The organism is Jeongeupia sp. USM3, assembly GCF_001808185.1.
In the GTDB taxonomy this organism is placed as follows: Bacteria; Pseudomonadota; Gammaproteobacteria; order Burkholderiales; family Chitinibacteraceae; genus Jeongeupia.
Map to the genome: position 1 here is coordinate 1,774,160 of NZ_CP017668.1, position 18,271 is coordinate 1,792,430.

Below are 18,271 nucleotides of genomic sequence, written 5' to 3' on the forward strand. Positions count from 1 at the left end.
GCAATCGGTCAGATACGGTTGCGGTTGAGGATGTCGCGACCGACGAGGCCGGACGCGACTTCGCGCAGTGCCAGCACGGTCGGCTTGTCCTTGCCCGGATTGTCGACCTGCGGGGTCGAGCCATTGGCGATCTGGCGGGCGCGATAGGCTGCGGCCAGGGTCAGGTCGAAACGGTTTTCGATGTTCGGCAGGCAGTCATCAACGGTCACGCGGGCCATGGTCATTACTCCAAATCAGTGAAATCGCCGGTGAAGGCGACAGATGGACTCCATTCTACCAGAGCCCCCGGGCGGCGATCAGCCCTTGAGGCTGGCGAGCAACGCGGCGTGCCTCCGGGCCTGGCGCGGCTGGCGCAGCCGCTCGGCGCGGACGATGCCGACGATGTCGCGCACCGCCTCGTCGATGTGCTCGTTGACGATCAGGTAATCGAACTCGCCGGCGTGGCCGATCTCGGCGCGCGCCTCGGCCATGCGGCGGGCGATCACGTCCTCGGCGTCCTTGCCGCGGTTCTTCAGCCGCTGCTCGAGCACCTCGAGCGACGGCGGCAGCACGAAGAGGCCGATCGCGTCAGGGTACAGCTTGCGCACCTGTTCGGCGCCCTGGGTGTCGATCTCGAGCAGGATGTCGCGGCCCGACTGGCGTGCCTCGCTGATCCACGACTTCGACGTACCGTAGTAATTGCCGTAGACCTCGGCGTACTCGAGCAGCTCGCCGCGGGCGATCATCGCCTCGAACGTCGCGCGGTCGACGAAACGGTAGTCCTTGCCGTCGACTTCGCCGGCGCGCGGCGCGCGCGAGGTGAACGAGATCGACAGCTGGACGTTGGCGTCGGCGGCGAGCAGCGCCAGAACCAGCGTGGTCTTGCCGGCGCCCGACGGCGCGGTGACGACGAAAATGTTGCCTTGGGTCATCGCGGATCAATTCCGTAAGAAAATTACAGGCAGCGTAGCATAGGCAGGCGGCATCGAAAAAGCGTCTGCACGGTTCGCGGCGACCGAAATCCGCGCCGGGCCGCCGGCACCGACGGACAAGCCGCCGCCGCCGCATCGATTGACGACGCACCCCATGCCGAAGCGGCCCGGCGGACGCGCCTGATCCGGCGAACCGCATCGGCGCGGCCACGTCCGCGGCCCTGTCAATTCTGTCAGGCGCGAAATGCGCGATTTACCGCTAACACGATCACATTCCCCCGCCGAACGGGACCGATCGTCCGTGCACGCCGGGAGAGCCGTCGACGGCCGGTGCAGCATCGTGCGCCGGGCCGCCACCACCGCAACGGAGGCACGCATCATGCATCGCGATCAGGTCGAACCGGCATCCGACACCTGTTGGGATCCGGAACGCTATCTGCAGTTCGCCGGCCTGCGCCGGCGCCCTTCCGAAGAACTGCTGGACCGTCTGCCGGCATTGTCGCCGACTTCCATCGTCGACCTCGGCTGCGGCACCGGCCTTGCCACGCAGTTGCTCGCGGAAAAATGGCCGGACGCGGACCTCGTCGGCGTCGACAGCTCGCGGCAGATGCTCGAGGAGGCGGCCAGAACCGGCCTTCCGGCCCGCTGGATCTGCGCCGACGTCGCGCACTGGCAGCCGGCATGGCGCCCGGGCCTGATCTTTGCCGCCGCCGTCATGCATTTTGTCGGCGAACACCGGCTGCTGCTTCCCCACCTGCTGCGGCAGCTCGGACCCGGCGGATGCCTGGCCCTCCACATGCCCGACTGGCGGGATGCACCGTGGTACCAGATCGCCCTCGACGTGCTGGAAACCGGCGGTCCGGCCGGGCGTCCGCTCGGTCCCGATCCGCTGCGCACTGCAATGGCCGAACGAAACGTCCAGCCAGTCGACCACTACTACCGCCTGCTGGCGCCGCTGGCGACCGAGATCGACATCTGGGAAAGCAGCCACCTGCAGGTCGTCCATGGCGACAATCCGGTCTTCGACTGGGTCAGCGTTTCGGCGCTGCGCCCCGTGCTGAACGGGCTGTCCCCGTCATGCCGGCAGCGTTTTCTCGAGCAGTACATCCGGCACATCCGCGAGCAGTATCCGCCAGAAAGGAACGGCGCAACGCTTTTCCCCTTCCGGCGCATCTTCCTCGTGGCAAGGGTGCCGGGCGGCGCGGCCGCACTGCACTGACGCCGGCCCGTTCCGCTATTCGATGTTCTGGATCTGCTCGCGCATCTGCTCGATCAGCACCTTGAGCCCGATCGATGCGCGGCTGGTTTCGGCCGATACCGATTTCGACCCGAGCGTGTTCGCCTCGCGGTTGAGTTCCTGCATCAGGAAATCGAGCCGCTTGCCGACCGCGCCGCCCTTTTGCAGGATCCGGCGGATTTCGGAGAAGTGCGCCGAGAGCCGCGACAGTTCTTCGTCGACGTCGATCTTCTGCGCGAACACGACGATTTCCTGACGGATCCGGTCGTCATCCGCCGAACCGATCGCCTCGACGAAACGCGCCTTGAGTTTCGCCTCGTACTCGGCGACCAGTGTCGGGATGCGCGGCTTGACCTCGGCGACGATCGTCTCCATGCCGTCGATGCGCTCGAGCAGGTGCGCCTTGAGCTTCTCGCCTTCGCGTGCGCGGCTGGCCTTGAGGTCGACCAGCGCAGTATCGAGCAGCGCCGCCAGCGTTTCGCCGAGCGCTTCGTCCTGCGGCGCTTCCTGCGCCAGCACGCCGGGCCAGCGCAGCAGCTCGCCGAGCTTGAGTTTTTCGCCGCTGCCGATCAGCTCGCTGGCCTCGGCACTGACGCGAACCAGTTCCTCGAGCAGCGCGCTGTTCAGTTGCAGCTTGGCGGAACCGGCAGCCTGGGCATTGAAGTAGGCGCGGCACTCGACCTTGCCGCGCGACAACGCTGCGCCGATGCGCTCGCGGATCGTGCCTTCGAATGCGCGCAGATCGTCGCCGAGCCGCAGCGACAGATCGAGAAAGCGGTGGTTGACCGCGCGTACTTCGACGCTGAGCGTGCCGAGCGCCAGCTCCTGCTGGGCGTTGGCATAACCGGTCATGCTGAAAATCATTGGAACTCCTTGGGGGCGGTGCAGCGGGGAAACAACGTGCGCTGCGCAACTTTACTTTCGCCGGGGTGGCACTCAGAATCGTCGCAGACTCGATATGCAAGTATAAGAATCACGGATGGCGACACCGAGTAACCAGCCGCTTTCGCGCGGCTACCAGCTACAGAACTATACGATCGCCAAGCTCCTGTCGGCTGGCGGCTTCAGTATCGTCTACCTCGCGCACGACGAAAACGATTATCCGGTCGCGATCAAGGAATATCTACCCAACTCGCTGGCCTTGCGCCGCGAGGGCGAACGGGTCGAGGCGACCTGCGACGAAAACCTGGCGATGTTCCGCCACGGCCTGAAGTGCTTTTTCGAGGAAGGCAAGACACTGGCGCGGATCCAGCACCCGAATGTCGTTCGCGTGCTGAATTTCTTCCGCGGCAACGACACCGTCTACATGGTGATGGACTACGAGCGCGGCCGCACGCTGCAGAAGGAAATCCAGCTCAAGCACCAGCGCGAGGGTGTCGACGAGAAGCTGATCCGCCACGTGTTCTTCCACCTGCTCAACGGCCTGCGCGAAGTCCACCTGAACAAGCTGCTGCATCTGGACATCAAGCCGGCAAACATCTACGTGCGCAAGGACGGCTCGCCGGTGCTGCTCGATTTCGGTTCGGCACGGCAGACGCTGACGCAGGAGCACGCCAAGCTCACGCCGATGTACACGCCGGGCTTTGCCGCGCCCGAGCAGTACAACAAGAAGAACGAACTCGGCCCGTGGACCGACATCTACGGCATCGGCGCGTCGATGTTCGCCTGCCTTGCGGGCACCGCACCGCAACCGGCCGACGCCCGATCGCGCGCCGACAAGCTCGTCGACCTGCGCATCGAATACGGCGACCGCTATTCGCCCGAACTGCTGGACCTGATCCACCGCTGCCTGCTGCTCGACCCGACCGCCAGGCCGCAGAGCGTGCCGCAGTTGCAGAAGGCGCTGATCGAAGCGGCATCGCCGCCGGCGAAAAAGCCGGGGCTGATCCGCAGCGTCCAGCGCGCCTGGCGCAAACTGACCATCAAGCCTGACCAGGGGGTCGAATGAAATTCACCGTCTACCAGGATTCGCGCCGCGGCGCGCGCAAGAGCAACCAGGACCGGGTTGGTTATTCGTACAGCCGCGACGCGCTGCTGATGGTCGTCGCCGACGGCATGGGCGGCCACCTGCACGGCGAGGTCGCCGCCCAGCTGGCGGTCGAGCTGCTGACCGACCAGTTCGAGCAGAAGGCGCAGCCGGCGCTGGCCAACCCGCTGCAGTTCCTCGCCGACAGCTTCCAGCGCTGCCACGAGGCGATCTACGACTACGCCGCACGGCAGCAGATGCTCGAGATTCCGCGCACGACCTGCGTCGCCTGCATCGTCCAGGACGGCATCGCCTACTGGGCCCACGTCGGCGACTCGCGGTTCTACCTGCTGCGCGGCAGCAAGGTACTGGCACAGACGCGCGACCATTCCAAGGTGAGAAGGCTGCTCGACGAGGGCAGGATCACCGAGGACGAAGCGCGCGTCCATCCGGAAAAGAACAAGATCTACTCCTGTCTCGGCGGCGTCTATCCGCCCGAGATCGACCTTGGCGGCAAGGTCGCGCTGTCCGACGGCGACACGCTGCTCTTGTGTTCGGACGGGCTGTGGGGCTCGCTCGAGAACGAGGAACTGGGCCAGTTCCTCGGCGCCTTCCCGGTGCTGTTCGCCGTGCCGCAGCTGATGGACCGCGCCGAGCTGCGCGGCGGCAAGTTCGGCGACAACCTCTCGGCGCTGGCGATCAACTGGCACGACGCCGACGAGAACGACATCTCCGGCGATGCCTTCGTCTCGACGCAGAAACTCGACGTCCACACGATCGCGACCCACGTCGACCCGCTGACGGCCAAGGACGGCGGCGACTTCACCGACGACGACATCGAGAACGCCATCGCCGAAATCCAGGCGGCGATCGCCAAGTACTCGAAATAGCCGGCCCGCGGCAAGCGGGCGTGCGCGGCCGGCGCCCGGCGGTATAATCCCTTGATTCGATTGAACCAAGGATCACCATGCGTCCGTCCGGCCGTCTTCCCTCCGCGCTGCGCCCCGTCCGCCTCACCCGCAACTACACCCGCCATGCCGAAGGCAGCGTGCTGGTCGAGTTCGGCGACACCAAGGTGCTGTGCACCGCCAGCGTCGACGAATCCGTGCCGCCCTTCCTGCGCGGCAAGGGCCAGGGCTGGGTCACCGCCGAGTACGGCATGCTGCCGCGCTCGACCAACAGCCGGATGAAACGCGAAGCCGCGGCCGGCAAGCAAAGCGGACGCACGCAGGAAATCCAGCGGCTGATCGGCCGGTCCTTGCGCGCCGTCGTCGACATGGCGGCGCTCGGCGAGCGGCAGATCGTCATCGACTGCGACGTGATCCAGGCCGACGGCGGCACCCGCACCGCCAGCATCACCGGCGCCTTCGTCGCGCTCTCCGACGCCATCAACGGCCTGATCGCCGCCGGCAAGCTCGAAGCCAGCCCGATCCGCCAGCACGTCGCCGCCGTCTCGGTCGGCGTCTACCAGGACACGCCGGTGCTCGACCTCGACTACCCGGAAGATTCGGACTGCGAAACCGACATGAACGTCGTGATGACCGGCGACGGCCGGTTCATCGAGATCCAGGGCACCGCCGAGGGCGTGCCGTTCTCGCGCGGCGAGATGGACGCGCTGCTCGACCTGGCCGACGCCGGCATCCGCGAGCTGATTGCCGCGCAAAAGGCCGCGCTGGCCGCATGAACAGCACTGCAAAACCGTCGCGGCGCTTCGCCATTGCGCCGATGCTCGACTGGACCGACCGCTTCTACCGGCGTTTCGCGCGCGAACTGAGCCGCGACGCGTGGCTGTACACCGAGATGGTCAACACCGGTGCGATCCTGCACGGCGACAAGCAGCGCCACCTGCGTTTCGACGAGGTCGAGAATCCGCTGGCGCTGCAGCTCGGCGGCTCCGATCCGTCGGACCTGGCCCGCTGCGCGAAGATCGCCGAGGACTGGGGCTATGACGAGGTCAACCTCAATGTCGGCTGCCCGTCCGAGCGCGTCCAGTCCGGCTCGTTCGGCGCCTGCCTGATGCTCGAGCCGCGGCTGGTGTCGGACTGCCTGAAGGCGATGCGCGATGCCTGCGCGATCGACGTCACCGTCAAGCACCGGATCGGCATCGACGCGGTCGAGGACTACGGTTTCCTGCGCGATTTCGTCGGCCACGTCCATGAAGCCGCCGGGGTGACGACCTTCATCGTCCACGCGCGCAATGCGATCCTCAAGGGGCTGAGCCCGAAGGAAAACCGCGACATTCCGCCGCTGAAGTACGACTACGTCTACCGGCTCAAGCGCGATTTCCCGCAACTGGAAGTCATCATCAACGGCGGCATTGCCGCGCACGGCGACATCGCCGCCCACCTCGAGCACGTCGACGGCGTGATGGTCGGCCGCGAGGCCTACCACAACCCGTGGATGCTCGCCGACGTCGACGCGCGCTACTACGGCCACGACGGCCGGCCGGCGAGCCGCGAGGCGGTGATGCACGCGCTGCGCCCCTTCGTCGAGGCCGAACTGGCGGCCGGCACGCCATTGCGCTTCTTTACCCGCCACGTGCTCGGCCTGTATCAGGGCGAGCGCGGTGCGCGCGGCTGGCGCAGAACGCTGTCGGACGCCAAACTGCTCAAGGATGCCGGCTGGCCGCTGATCGAGGCGGCGCTGGCGCAGATGCACTCACCGGAGCCCTCGCCCGCATGAAGCTTGCCGCCGCGCTCGCCGCCACGCTGTTCGCCCCCGCCGCCCTTGCCACCAACATCACGCTGATGGCCGTCCTTGGCAACAAGGCCATCCTGAACATCGACGGTGCCCAGCGCACCGTCGCGGTCGGCCAGAGCGCCGGCAGCGTCAAGCTGCTGGCACTGAGCGGCGACGCCGCGACGATCGAGGCCGGCGGCGCGCAGAAGCGCATCCTGCTCGGCGAGGGCTACACGGTCAGCGGCGGCCAGCGCGATGGCGGCGGCGCCAGCCTGGTGCTCAGTGCCGACCGCGGCGGCCACTTCTACACCGATGTCCGCATCAACGGTGTGGTGCAGAAGGCCGTCGTCGATACCGGCGCGAGCTTCATCTCGCTCAGCAGCAGCGTCGCCGACAAGATGAAGATCGACTATCGCAAGGGGCGCGAGGGCACGGCCAGCACCGCCAACGGCAAGATCAGCGTCTGGATCACCAAGGTGCCGCAGGTGCAGGTCGGCAACGTGATGCTTTACGACGTCGACGTGTCGGTGCAGAACGGCAACTCGCTCGACATCGCCCTGCTCGGCAATTCGGCGCTCAACCGCTTCCAGATGAAGCGTGACAACGACCTGCTCACGCTGACCAAGAAAACCTATTGAATCCGGCCATGACCATGCAAAAGATCGTCCTTGCCAGCAACAATGCCGGCAAAATCCGCGAATTCCGCCATCTGCTCGCCCCGCTCGGGCTCGAGATCATTCCGCAGGGCGAGCTGAACGTGCCCGAATGCGACGAACCCTTCGGCACTTTCATCGAAAACGCGCTGCAGAAAGCCCGCCATGCCAGCCGGATCACCGGCCTGCCGGCGCTGGCCGACGACTCGGGCATCTGCGTCCATGCGCTCGGCGGCGCGCCGGGCGTGTATTCGGCGCGCTTCGCAAGCGGCCCCGGCGAGCAGAAATCGGACGCCCGCAACAACGAAAAGCTGCTGGCCGAACTGGCCGGCCAGACCGACCGCAGCGCGTACTACTACGCCGCACTGGTGCTGGTACGCAGCGAGCACGATCCGCAACCGCTGATCGCCGACGGCATCTGTGCCGGCACGATCATCGACGCGCCGCGCGGCACAAACGGCTTCGGCTACGACCCGCTGTTCCTGCTGCCGCAGTACGGCCGCACCGTTGCCGAAATCAGCGCCGACGAGAAGGCCGCAATCTCGCACCGCGGCCGCGCACTGCGCGCACTGGTCGACAAGCTCAAGGAAACCCAGCTATGAGCGCGTGCAGCAACGAAGCCCGCTACGCCATCTGGCACCGCGACGACGGCTCGGTCGTGTCGTGCACCGAGAAGGTCAAGGTCATGAACGAGAACCTCGACGAAATCGCCCAGCTGATGCAGGACGCACTCGAGGACGGCATCCTGATGGAAGTCTCCGAAGCGCAAATGAAGGACGTGCTGCACAAACTCGTCGATGCGCTGCACAACCCGTACGCCGGGCGCGACTGATCCACCGATGACGAAAATCGCCTTGCCGACGACCCGCAGCAACTGGGGGCTGACCGCGCTGCCGCCGCTGGCGCTGTACATCCATTTCCCGTGGTGCGTGAAGAAGTGCCCGTACTGTGACTTCAACTCGCACGCACTCAAGTTTGGCGGCAGCGGCAACGACGGCCGGCTCGATGCGACGCTCGAATCGCAGTACGTCGACGCGCTGATCGCCGATCTGGAATCCTGTCTGCCGCTGGTCTGGGGCCGGCCGGTGACGTCGATCTTCATGGGTGGCGGCACGCCGAGCCTGTTCTCTGCGGAGTCGATGGACCGGCTGCTCGCGGCGATCCGTGCCCGGGTCAAGCTCTTGCCCGACGCCGAAATCACCATGGAAGCCAATCCGGGCACCTTCGAGGCCGACAAGTTCGCCGGCTTTGCGCAAGCGAGCATCAACCGGCTGTCGATCGGCATCCAGAGCTTCGACGACGCCAAGCTCAAGGCGCTCGGCCGCATCCACGACCGCGATGCCGCGCAGCGCGCCATCGAGATCGCCCACCGCCACTTCGACAATTTCAACCTCGACCTGATGTACGCGCTGCCGCAGCAGACGCTGGCCGAGGCGCTCGCCGACATCGAGACAGCGATCGCCGCACGGCCAACGCACATCAGTGCCTACCACCTGACGCTGGAACCGAACACGCTGTTCCACCGCTATCCGCCGGCCGTACCCGACGACGACCTTGCCGCCGACATGCAGGATGCGATCGAGGCAAGGCTTGCCACCGCCGGTTTCGAGCATTACGAAACCAGCGCCTTCGCCCGGCCCAAGCGTCAGGCCAGGCACAACCTCAACTACTGGCGCTTCGGCGACTACCTCGGCATCGGCGCTGGCGCGCACGCCAAGATCAGCTTTCCCGACCGGGTGATCCGGCAGATGCGCTACAAGCAGCCGGCCGAATACCTGGCGAAGCTGGCGGGCGGCAGCGCGGTACAGACCGAGGACGCGATCACGCTCGAACAACTGCCGTTCGAGTTCATGCTCAACGCGCTGCGGCTGACCGACGGCTTTGCACTCAACCTGTTCACCGAGCGCACCGGCCTGCCACTGACCAAAGTAATCCACGAGATCGACCGCGCCTGTGCTGAGGGCCTGCTCGAACGCGACCTCGAACACGTCAGGCCGACCGAACAGGGCCGGCGGTTCTTGAACACGCTGCTCGAACGTTTTTTACCAGACTGAGCACGGTCCATTGATGAAAAACGGCAAGCCACGGCTTGCCGTTTTTCATCACGCGGCGACCGCCTCCTCACTCTGCCGCACCTGCTGCCGATACCAAACGAGGTCTTCGATCGTCAGCACCGGCAGGCCGTGCTGCTCGGCGTAGGCGATCACCGTGTCGCCGCGCATCATCGTGCCATCGGGGTTCATCAGCTCGCACAGCACCGACGCATCGCTCAGGCCGGCGAGTTGCGCCAGCTCGATCGAGCCTTCGGTATGCCCTCGCCGTTCGATCACGCCGCCGGGGCGGCCGCGCAGCGGGAAGACGTGGCCGGGGCTGACGAGCTGCGCCGGATCAAGGCTCAGCGCCGCGCGGATCGTCGTCACCCGGTCGACCGCCGACACGCCGGTCGAGACGCCGCCTCGCGCTTCGATCGACACGGTGAACGCCGTGCTGTTGCGGCTACCATTGCGCGCGACCATCTGCGGCAACTGCAGCCGGTTCAGCGCGGCGTCGCTCAGGCACAGGCAGACGATGCCGCTGCCGTCGCGGATCATCTGCGCCATGCTGCCGGCGTCGATGCGTTCGGCGGCAACGATCAGGTCGGCCTCGTTCTCGCGGTCTTCGTCGTCGAGCAGCACGACCGGCCGGCCGATGCCGGTGGCGATGACGGCGGCTTCGAGTCGCTGCTGGGGATGGGTAGAGGAAAAATACTGGTCGAATTTTGACATTCGGAAACGCTCCGCAGAATTGGCGAAAGCGTTCAGGGCCAACCCGGAACCGGGTCGGAGACGGCCGCCCGCCTGCCGTTCGGCATGCGGGCTCACCTGGTCTTCTCTCATCCGGACTGTAACCGTCGGCTCCGGAATCTGACCGGATCTGCTGACCCTGCTGGCGCAGGCGCTCGCGGGCTTGGCTCCCCTACTTCTAAATGGAGCCCTACCGCCGGTGGGGAATTTCACCCCGCCCTGAAGACGCATTGTGCCGCGACCCACGTCGCGACGATTCAGATGTTAACAAAATCGGCGAACGCGGGCAGCTGCGGCTATCCCGCACCCGTGGGCACGAAGCGCCCGGAGCCCGATCCTGCTGAATGCAGCACTAAGCCTTCCTCGCCAGACAGCGCCCTTAAGCCCGGGCGGGAACATCCACGGCGCATGTGGTCTAATGAGCTTCATGCAACCCGATGAGGCTTTCCCATGTCCGCATTGCCCCCGATCACGGTGTCGTCGCTCGATGCCGACCGCCTGTACGAACTGATCGACACGCTGCCTGCCAGCGCCTTTCCCGGCGCGGCTTCGCTGCGCGCCGAGCTCGACCGGGCAACCCTGCTCGAACCGGAGGACATGCCGGCCGACGTGGTGACGATGCGCTCGCGCGTCCGTTTCGAGATCGCCGGTTCGGGCCAGCCTTTCGAGCTGACGCTGTGCTATCCGAAGGACCTGAACGGCGCGGCCGAGCAGATTTCTATCACCGCGCCGGTCGGCAGCGCCCTGCTCGGGCTGTCGGTCGGCCAGCAGATCACCTGGCCGGCACCGGGCGGCGGAACGACCAGCGTGACCATCCTCGACGTCGTCTACCAGCCCGAACGCGCCGGCGAGTTCGGCCGCTGAGCACGGCTCAGGGCCCGGCCGACGCCGCGTCGTCATTGCGCTGGCGCGGCTCGGGCAACGACGCGTCGTTGGCGTCGATGCCGTACGGTGCAACCGCGTACGGCTCGGCCGGCAGCGCGCCCAGCAATTCGGCCGTCGGCGGGCTGCCGGCGTCCAGCGCCTGCGGCACGGCATTGGGCTCGGCCAGCAGCGCGCGCACCCGGTCCTGGTCCAGCGGCCGGCTGGCGAGCACCGCGTCCATGATGCGCGCATCGAGCAGACTGGCGGCCAGCGTTGCCGGCGGCGGCTGGTCCGGATATTCGCCAACCGCTTCATAGCTCGCCATCCACACCTGCCCGCCTGCCTCGCCGACCAGCACCGGCTGGTTGATCACCCGGAACGGCGTGCCGATCTTCAGCTGCGGGAACAGTTCGGCCGCGTCCTCCGGATACAGGTGCATGCAGCCGTGGCTGGTGCGCATGCCCAGCCCCCACGGACGGTTGGTGGCATGCAGGAAGATGCCCGGCCAGCCGGTGCGCATAGCCAGTATGCCCATCGGGTTGTCCGGCCCCGGCGGAAAGTACTCGGGCAGCTCAACGCCCTCCTCCGCCATGTGTTCGTCGCGAATGCTCTTGGGGACGAACCAGCCCGGATCACGGTACTTGGCGGTCACCTTGCTGCTGCCGAGCGGCGTCGACCAGCCCTCGCGGGCGATGCTGATCGGATAGGTGATCACCTGCGCCGGCTGGCCCTTTCTCGGCGGCGGAAAATAGTACATGCGCCGCTGCGGGATGTTGACGACGATGCCCTGCCACGGCTTGGGCGGCAGGATGAAGCGGGTCGGAATCACCACGCGGGTGTGCGCGCCGGGCGTCCAGACCGAGACCTTGGGGTTGGCGCTGGTGATCTCGGCGTAGCCGAGGTCGAAATGGCGCATCAGGTCGAGCAGCGTGTTGTCGGGCGTCGGCACGACGACCTTGACCTCGCCGACCACCGTGCTGCCATCCTTCGGCAAGGTGAACGTTGCCGCTGCGGCGACGGTCGAAACCAGCATGGCTGCCGTCATGACCACCATCGCGGCCAGCCGCGGAGTCCGATGATGCTTGCCCGCCTGCTTCTGCCCTATCTGTTGCCGATACTGCTGCTGGCCGCCGCAGCCGTGCGCGCCGAGCCGTGGGCGCTGGTCGACACCAGCGTACAGACGCTGACCGTCTATTCGACCTCGGGCGTGCCGCTGCTCACCGTCGATCATGTCGCGATCGGCAGCGGCGGCGTGTCGGACGTCCATTACCGCGGCGACAACACCACGCCCCGCGGCGACTACCGGATCCGGGCGATTCGCAAATCGCATCGCTTCGTCACCTTTTACGAGCTGGATTACCCTAAGACCGCGCAGGCCGAGCAGGCGTTCCGCGACGGCCGGCTCTCGGGCAAGGCCCGCGACCTGATCGCGATGCAGAACGACGCCGGCGTGCGCGCCGCACAGCGGACCGTGCTCGGCGGCTGGATCGGCATCCACGGCGTCGGCAAGGGCAATATGGACATCCACCGCACCTACAACTGGACCGACGGCTGCGTCGCGCTCGACAACGACGCGCTGGCAGCATTCGGCGAATGGGCCGACGTCGGCATGCGCGTCGAGATTCGCTGAACCGGCCGACCCCAGCCCGAACCGGCGGGACGCGAAGGCGCCCCGCGCGGCCCGTCATTTCATCATCGACTTCTTGAACGCCCGGTCGACCTTCTCGTTCGCCGCAGCCGCTTCCTGCCTTGCCGCCTTGGCCTCGGCCAGCGCCTGATCGGATTTCTGGTTGGCCTGCTGCGCCAGCGCGGCCGCATTGTTGATGGCGGTGGCATTGGCATTGGCCTTGGCAAGCGCCTGGTCGGCAGTGGCCTGCGCCTTGTCGACCGCAGCCTTGAGCGCCGAATCGCTGGCACAGCCACCGAGCAGTGCCACGGCCGCAACGACAAGCGCGGCCCGATAGTGAAGAACCGTCTGCATGACGAACTCCTTCCAAAAAGTCAGCAAAGACACGCCGACGGCGCATCTTTCCTCTTTAGAGTCCGCCGCATCCTGCGGCGCAAGCGGGATATGCCAAATCGATCGCTGACAGGCCGATGGCCGGCAGGATGTCGGTGCCGGGGCCGCAATCGTCGTTACAATGAGCGCCTTTCCAACGCCACCGGGACACCGTCATGAGCAAGACCATCATCCACAGCGACAACGCGCCGGCCGCCGTCGGCACCTATTCGCAGGCCGTCCAGATCGGCGACACCGTCTACCTGTCCGGGCAGATCGGCCTCGACCCGCAGAGCGGCGTGCTGGTCGACGGTTTCGAGGCGCAATGCCATCAGGTGTTCAAGAACCTGCGCGCCGTGTGCGAAGCGGCCGGCGGCGACCTCGGCGACATCGTCAAGCTCGGCGTCTTCGTCACCGATCTGGCCAACTTCGCCAAGCTCAACGAGATCATGGGCGACTACTTCGTCGCCCCCTTCCCCGCCCGCGCCGCCATCCAGGCCGCCGCGCTGCCCAAAGGCGCGCTGGTCGAGGCCGACGGCGTGCTGGTGCTGACGAACTAAGCGCGACTACCGCTGCCGGCGGCGTGGCCGTACTGCTTGTACCGTTGTGACCGAAGGGAGTCCCCGTGGGACGTTTCGCGCACCTTGCCGGCGCCGTTTCACCAGGTTTGCGCCCGGCAGGCAGTGCCCCTGGGGCATTCGTCGCTCCAAGTCGCCTCAAACACTCGGGCAGCCCGCGGGCTGCCCTTTTTGATGCGCACCAAACTGTAACCGGACCGCATCGGGAGAATTGCGACTGTCACGGTGCGGCACAGCCGCCTAGGCTGGATACTTCCCTCACGCCCAGCGCCCACCGCCATGCACGTCGAACTCTGGCTCGCCTTCGTCGCCACCACCTTCTTCATTTCCGGCACGCCGGGGCCGAACATGCTGCTGATGCTCAGCCACGGCACCCGCTACGGCTGGCAGCCAACGCTGGCGACGATGGCCGGCGCGCTGACCGGGCTGGCACTGCTGTTCACGCTGTCGGCGTTCGGCCTTGCCGCGGTGCTCGCCGCCTCGGCAACCCTGTTCATGCTGCTCAAGCTCGTCGGCGCCGCCTACCTCGTCTATCTCGGCATCCAGTGCTGGCGCGCCGGCGACGCGCTCGAAGAGCCGAACATCCGCGGCGACTCGAGCTGGGCGCGCTACCGGCTCGGGCTGACCGTCGCGCTGTCCAACCCCAAGGCCATCCTGTTCGCCGCCGCCTTCCTGCCGCAATTCGTCGATCCGAAACTGGCGCAGGGCCCGCAATGGGCGCTGCTGCTGCTGACCTTCTTCGTCATCGAAGCCGGCTGGCAGGTCGCCTACGCCGCCGGCGGCACCCGCCTCGCCGCTTGGCTGCATCGCCCGGGGCGCATCCGCGGTTTCAACCGCTTTTGTGGCACGGCGTTCTTTGCTGTTGGCGGGATGCTGGCGCTGGCGAGGCGGTAGACGGGTAGCCTTGGCGGGAATTGGACTGTCCCGGGTCAGTCCACAGGGCGTAATCCAGATCGGTTCCCAAAGGCCGGAAGCCCAGAATGTATGCAATGACCCCGATGGCTTCTCCTGCTCAAGGTCGTTGCTATATCCATAGTCAATTCCGCCGTAAGTGCGCACAGGGAATAGTTTTGCCGCCTAACGCCGAGCTAAGCGGCAGTTTTTAAGTTGTGATTTTGTGGAATACTTTTGCGCAGCAAAACCACAAAGCCGCGACTTAAATTCTGTCCAGTGGAGCGAAGCGGAACGGTGTTTGACCGCTTTGTTATGCACTAAACTCTTTAGCTAGCTCTAATTGTGCTGCGCACTGAAATTGCCCAGCTTTTTCATTCACAGCTGACCTTAACCGCTTACTTAGCTCAACCTCAATACCATTTTTATTAATTGAGATGAATTCATTAACCGCACCAAGCAAGGAGTGTGCTGACGACCTAATTTCATTAGGTGATTTAATTTGCAATTCGCTGAATGTTTTCAAATAACTTTTATACTCGTCAGTGTTACAGGTACAACTAGATAATAGATATGCTTGAACCAAGCTATGAGATTGAGATAAAAAGTTGACATATATTTCAGCTTTATTTTCTTGCAATTTGTAAAAGCGATTTTTTCTTTCTTTGAGAACCTCTGCTTGCTGTGTTTTTCTTAGAACGAGATAGCCGGAAACTGCTGTAATTAAAGTCCCAAGGCCAATTTTAATTGCTGTATCAGCAACCTCAACCCATGTTAGTGGCATATTTTTCTCGCTTTGCATAACTATTGGGTTTCGTCTGATTGGCTTCCAAAGCGCAGCTGGCCACTCTTCCAGGCACGCGTGCTTTTGCGTACCTTGATCACTCAGTCTGTCAATGCGAGCCAGCCATGAGCCACCGCCTGCACAGCAACGCCCGTACCACGCCGCTCACCCGCGAGGAAATCCGCCACTCCAGCCTCTCGCAAAGCGAGCTGATGCTGCGCTACAGCGTCGGCAAGGGCACCATCCGCAAATGGCAAACGCGCGACGAATTCACCGATCGGTCGCACCGGCCGCATACCCTGCACACCACACTGTCGCCAGCGCAGGAAGCGCTGGTGCTGATCCTGCGCACCACCTTGCTGCTGCCGCTGGACGATCTGGTGGCGGTGGCCCAGCGTTTCATCAACCCGAACGCCACCCGATCCGGCATCAACCGGCTGCTGGTGCGCGAAAGCGTCGGCAACCTCAAGGCACTACAGGCGCAACTGCAGCCGGAAGAACCCGCTGCGCCCTCCAAGGGCTTCAAGGACTACGCACCGGGCTATGTCCACATGGACATCAAGTATTTACCGCAGATGCCCGATGAAACATCGCGCAGCTACCTGTTCGTCGCGATCGATCGGGCCACCCGCTGGGTGTTCCTGCACATCTACCCGGATCAGTCCGAAGCCAGCAGCGTCGACTTCCTGCAGCGGCTGTACAAAGCGGCGCCGATGAAGATCGAGAAGCTGCTGACCGACAATGGCAGCCAGTTCACCGACCGCTTCACCAGCAAGACCAGGACCCCGAGCGGACGACACGTGTTTGATCGCCGTTGCGCAGCCCTCGGCATCGAGCACCGGTTGATCCCGCCGCGCACGCCGCAAATGAACGGCATGGTCGAGCGTTTCAACGGCCGGATCAGCGAGCTGGTGAAACAGACCCGCTTTGCCAGTGCAGCGGAATTGGCCGTCACGTTGAATGACTACCGGATCGCCTACAACCATCACATCCCGCAAAAAGCGCTGGGCTTCCGGTCACCGGTTGAATCGCTGAAAATGTGGCAGCAAGAGCGACCGGAATTGTTCAAGAAAAAAATCTACAAACAAGCGGAACCCGACACATAACGTATGTGTATGCACCATGGTGCATAAAAAAATATCGCGACAACTGTCGGATAACACAGCCGACAGTCGGCATTCCTGTTTTTTGTGCGGGCCGATCGCTCTGCGGTTTTCAGCTGGGATGCGCCTTGTCGGGAGGCTGGTCATATATTTGGACATGTCGGATAACACCGCGAACACACCACGACCGCGCCTGCACAGGTAAGAGATCGTTGGCACTACAGTCTGCAAAATGACAGGTTTACATCTGCTGAATGGAATACTTTATCAGGTTTACCGTGCTACGCCATCCGCAGTAAAAGAGGGCGCCACAGGCGCCCTCTTTTACTTCAACCCACCAACGACCGCAGTCGTCGCTGTGCCGGTCTTCAGCACTGAATCTCGATGTTGTCGATCAGCCGTGTCGTGCCGATCCGCGCTGCGAGCAGGATCACCAGCGCGTGGTCGGTGTGGACCGCCGGTTTCAGCGTTCTGGCGTTGCGGGTTTCAACATAGTCGACGACCCAACCGTGGCGGACGAGGTCTTCAATCGTCTCCTCGGCCAGCCGGGCGAAGTCGCGCTCGCCTTTGACGATGGCGTCGTGCATCCGCGTCAGGTGGTGGTGCAGCCGCGGCGCCTCAATGCGCTCGGCCTCGGACAGATAGCTGTTGCGCGACGACAGCGCCAGCCCGTCGCCGGCGCGGCCGGTGTCGACCGGTACGACGGCTATCGGCATGTTCAGCTCTTCGACCATCTGCTTGAGGATGAAGAGCTGCTGGTAGTCCTTCTTGCCGAAGCAGGCGACGTCGGGCTGGACGATGTTGAACAGCTTGGTGACGACGGTCGCGACACCGCGGAAGTGGCCGGGGCGGAAGGCGCCGCACAATTCGTCCTGCAGCGCCGGCGGTTCGACCTTGTACTGCTGGATCACGTGCGGATACAGCTCCTTCTCGTCCGGCGCGAACACCACGGCGTGCGGGCACTCGTGTTCGATCAGCGATGCGTCGTGGCTCAGCGTGCGCGGGTAGCGGTCGAAATCCTCGCCCTGGCCGAACTGCAGCCGGTTGACGAAGATGCTGACGACCACCGACTGTGCGCGTTCGCGGGCTTCGCGCACCAGCGCCATGTGGCCGGCGTGCAGGTTGCCCATCGTCGGCACGAAGGCGACGGTGCCGGCGGTTTTGCGCCATTCGCGCAGTTCTTGGATCGTGTGGATGATTTTCATGTCGTTCACTCGGCAACAGGCGGATTTGCGTCGATCGGCGCGGCGCGGTACTGCGACACGCTGTCGCAGGCGTACAGCCGCTCGACCAGTTCGGGCCACGGTTCGGCCCAGACTTCTTGATACGTGCATTCACCGGGGTATTGCACCGGATAGGCGAGGTTTTCGGCGCCGGGCGTGAACTGGCAGTCGATGCCGGGCTTGCTGTTGCCGCGCGCGTCGCAGCGGTACCAGCCGTGGCCGTCGAGCCAGACCGCGGCAAAGCCGTGCAGGCAGTGAGGCGGGTTCGGGCCGTCCCAGGTCAGCCGCTGGTAGCTGAAACCGCCGGGCAGGCCGTTGGCGCGCCACAGCGCGACCAGCAGGTGGCTCTTGGCGTGGCAGAAACCGGTGCCGGTCGCCAGCGTGTCGGATGCCGACACCGGCACTTCCTCGCGCTGGAAATCGACGCAGTGCTCGATCCGGTCGCGCACCCAGTTGAAGCAGTTGCGCGCCGTGTCGAGCTGCGTCGGCGCGGCCAGCGATTCGGCCAGCGCGGCGACATCCGGGTGGTCGAAATCGACGACTTCGCTGGCGGCCAGATAGGCCGTCAGATCGGGCTTGGGGGACATCGCAGCACTCCTT

Annotated in this window: 23 protein-coding genes and 1 riboswitch; of the genes, 14 read left to right on the top strand and 9 right to left on the bottom strand. The window is 64.9% G+C overall.

Annotated features, from left to right (window positions below; translation table 11 throughout):
* Nucleotides 1-8: 8 nt before the first annotated feature.
* Nucleotides 9-218, bottom strand: a complete 210-nt coding sequence (rpoZ, locus tag BJP62_RS08400) for a DNA-directed RNA polymerase subunit omega (protein WP_070532495.1) — start codon at nt 216-218, stop codon at nt 9-11.
* A gap of 78 nt (nt 219-296) precedes the next feature.
* Complete coding sequence (gene gmk / locus BJP62_RS08405) at nt 297-911, bottom strand: guanylate kinase (protein ID WP_070528871.1); 615 nt, start codon at nt 909-911, stop codon at nt 297-299.
* Nucleotides 912-1,251: 340 nt separating this feature from the next.
* Between gmk and BJP62_RS08410 the strand changes: the two genes are divergently transcribed.
* Entirely contained in the window at nt 1,252-2,130 is an 879-nt protein-coding gene (locus BJP62_RS08410) for a methyltransferase domain-containing protein (RefSeq protein WP_205700988.1), read from the top strand.
* A 15-nt stretch (nt 2,131-2,145) separates the two neighbouring features.
* Here BJP62_RS08410 and BJP62_RS08415 read toward each other — a convergent pair whose 3' ends face one another.
* The gene (locus BJP62_RS08415; RefSeq protein ID WP_070528881.1) at nt 2,146-3,012 is read right to left on the bottom strand and encodes a YicC/YloC family endoribonuclease; all 867 of its coding nucleotides are present in this window, start codon (nt 3,010-3,012) and stop codon (nt 2,146-2,148) included.
* Nucleotides 3,013-3,127: 115 nt separating this feature from the next.
* Here BJP62_RS08415 and BJP62_RS08420 point away from each other — a divergent pair, with 115 nt between their 5' ends.
* The 8 genes from BJP62_RS08420 (at nt 3,128) to hemW (ending at nt 9,500) form a co-directional block, all read left to right on the top strand.
* A complete protein-coding gene (locus BJP62_RS08420) occupies nt 3,128-4,096 on the top strand; it encodes a serine/threonine-protein kinase (RefSeq protein ID WP_070528884.1) in 969 nt (322 codons plus the stop codon).
* Nucleotides 4,093-5,004 carry a PP2C family serine/threonine-protein phosphatase gene (locus tag BJP62_RS08425; RefSeq protein ID WP_070528885.1) on the top strand — a complete coding sequence of 304 codons (912 nt, stop codon included), beginning with the start codon at nt 4,093-4,095 and terminating at the stop codon, nt 5,002-5,004. Before BJP62_RS08420 ends, BJP62_RS08425 begins: the two co-directional genes overlap by 4 nt.
* 77 nt (nt 5,005-5,081) lie before the next feature.
* The gene (gene rph / locus BJP62_RS08430) at nt 5,082-5,798 is read left to right on the top strand and encodes a ribonuclease PH (RefSeq protein WP_070528887.1); all 717 of its coding nucleotides are present in this window, start codon (nt 5,082-5,084) and stop codon (nt 5,796-5,798) included.
* Complete coding sequence (dusA, locus tag BJP62_RS08435; RefSeq protein WP_083300795.1) at nt 5,795-6,796, top strand: tRNA dihydrouridine(20/20a) synthase DusA; 1,002 nt, start codon at nt 5,795-5,797, stop codon at nt 6,794-6,796. The genes rph and dusA overlap by 4 nt, the downstream gene beginning before the upstream one ends.
* Nucleotides 6,793-7,431 carry a TIGR02281 family clan AA aspartic protease gene (locus BJP62_RS08440; RefSeq protein ID WP_070528890.1) on the top strand — a complete coding sequence of 213 codons (639 nt, stop codon included), beginning with the start codon at nt 6,793-6,795 and terminating at the stop codon, nt 7,429-7,431. The genes dusA and BJP62_RS08440 overlap by 4 nt, the downstream gene beginning before the upstream one ends.
* Nucleotides 7,432-7,445: 14 nt before the next feature.
* A complete protein-coding gene (gene rdgB / locus BJP62_RS08445; protein WP_070532501.1) occupies nt 7,446-8,048 on the top strand; it encodes an RdgB/HAM1 family non-canonical purine NTP pyrophosphatase in 603 nt (200 codons plus the stop codon).
* On the top strand, nt 8,045-8,278 hold the full coding sequence (locus BJP62_RS08450; RefSeq protein WP_070528892.1) for a hypothetical protein: 234 nt from the start codon (nt 8,045-8,047) through the stop codon (nt 8,276-8,278). Before rdgB ends, BJP62_RS08450 begins: the two co-directional genes overlap by 4 nt.
* A gap of 7 nt (nt 8,279-8,285) precedes the next feature.
* The gene (gene hemW / locus BJP62_RS08455) at nt 8,286-9,500 is read left to right on the top strand and encodes a radical SAM family heme chaperone HemW (RefSeq protein ID WP_070528895.1); all 1,215 of its coding nucleotides are present in this window, start codon (nt 8,286-8,288) and stop codon (nt 9,498-9,500) included.
* 48 nt (nt 9,501-9,548) lie between these two features.
* Here the strand turns inward: hemW and ribB are convergent, their stop codons facing one another.
* Nucleotides 9,549-10,211 (bottom strand): 3,4-dihydroxy-2-butanone-4-phosphate synthase, encoded by a 663-nt coding sequence (gene ribB, locus BJP62_RS08460; protein ID WP_070528897.1) that lies wholly within the window; start codon nt 10,209-10,211, stop codon nt 9,549-9,551.
* Nucleotides 10,212-10,306: 95 nt separating this feature from the next.
* Nucleotides 10,307-10,460: riboswitch (FMN riboswitch) on the bottom strand.
* A 219-nt stretch (nt 10,461-10,679) separates the two neighbouring features.
* Between ribB and rnk the strand changes: the two genes are divergently transcribed.
* Nucleotides 10,680-11,093: a nucleoside diphosphate kinase regulator gene (gene rnk, locus BJP62_RS08465; protein ID WP_070528900.1), complete on the top strand. Its 414-nt coding sequence runs from the start codon at nt 10,680-10,682 to the stop codon at nt 11,091-11,093.
* Nucleotides 11,094-11,100: 7 nt separating this feature from the next.
* On the opposite strand, the gene BJP62_RS08470 is transcribed toward rnk, so the two are convergent.
* Complete coding sequence (locus tag BJP62_RS08470) at nt 11,101-12,126, bottom strand: L,D-transpeptidase (RefSeq protein WP_145927153.1); 1,026 nt, start codon at nt 12,124-12,126, stop codon at nt 11,101-11,103.
* 45 nt (nt 12,127-12,171) lie between these two features.
* On the opposite strand from BJP62_RS08470, the gene BJP62_RS08475 reads away from it, so the two are divergent.
* The gene (locus BJP62_RS08475) at nt 12,172-12,723 is read left to right on the top strand and encodes a L,D-transpeptidase (RefSeq protein WP_070532504.1); all 552 of its coding nucleotides are present in this window, start codon (nt 12,172-12,174) and stop codon (nt 12,721-12,723) included.
* 54 nt (nt 12,724-12,777) lie between these two features.
* On the opposite strand, the gene BJP62_RS08480 is transcribed toward BJP62_RS08475, so the two are convergent.
* Entirely contained in the window at nt 12,778-13,074 is a 297-nt protein-coding gene (locus BJP62_RS08480; protein WP_070528906.1) for an Lpp/OprI family alanine-zipper lipoprotein, read from the bottom strand.
* 194 nt (nt 13,075-13,268) lie between these two features.
* Between BJP62_RS08480 and BJP62_RS08485 the strand changes: the two genes are divergently transcribed.
* Both BJP62_RS08485 and BJP62_RS08490 read left to right on the top strand, forming a co-directional pair.
* Nucleotides 13,269-13,652 carry a Rid family detoxifying hydrolase gene (locus BJP62_RS08485; RefSeq protein WP_070528907.1) on the top strand — a complete coding sequence of 128 codons (384 nt, stop codon included), beginning with the start codon at nt 13,269-13,271 and terminating at the stop codon, nt 13,650-13,652.
* Nucleotides 13,653-13,949: 297 nt separating this feature from the next.
* On the top strand, nt 13,950-14,564 hold the full coding sequence (locus tag BJP62_RS08490; protein WP_070528910.1) for a LysE family translocator: 615 nt from the start codon (nt 13,950-13,952) through the stop codon (nt 14,562-14,564).
* A 310-nt stretch (nt 14,565-14,874) separates the two neighbouring features.
* Here the strand turns inward: BJP62_RS08490 and BJP62_RS18400 are convergent, their stop codons facing one another.
* Complete coding sequence (locus BJP62_RS18400) at nt 14,875-15,363, bottom strand: hypothetical protein (protein WP_145927154.1); 489 nt, start codon at nt 15,361-15,363, stop codon at nt 14,875-14,877.
* 107 nt (nt 15,364-15,470) lie between these two features.
* Between BJP62_RS18400 and BJP62_RS08495 the strand changes: the two genes are divergently transcribed.
* The gene (locus BJP62_RS08495; RefSeq protein ID WP_070528912.1) at nt 15,471-16,451 is read left to right on the top strand and encodes an IS481 family transposase; all 981 of its coding nucleotides are present in this window, start codon (nt 15,471-15,473) and stop codon (nt 16,449-16,451) included.
* 365 nt (nt 16,452-16,816) lie between these two features.
* On the opposite strand, the gene panC is transcribed toward BJP62_RS08495, so the two are convergent.
* Together panC and BJP62_RS08505 are read right to left on the bottom strand one after the other, a co-directional pair.
* Nucleotides 16,817-17,653: a pantoate--beta-alanine ligase gene (gene panC / locus BJP62_RS08500; protein ID WP_070528914.1), complete on the bottom strand. Its 837-nt coding sequence runs from the start codon at nt 17,651-17,653 to the stop codon at nt 16,817-16,819.
* Between the two features lie 5 nt (nt 17,654-17,658).
* Entirely contained in the window at nt 17,659-18,258 is a 600-nt protein-coding gene (locus BJP62_RS08505) for a transglutaminase family protein (protein WP_070528916.1), read from the bottom strand.
* Nucleotides 18,259-18,271 lie beyond the last annotated feature (13 nt).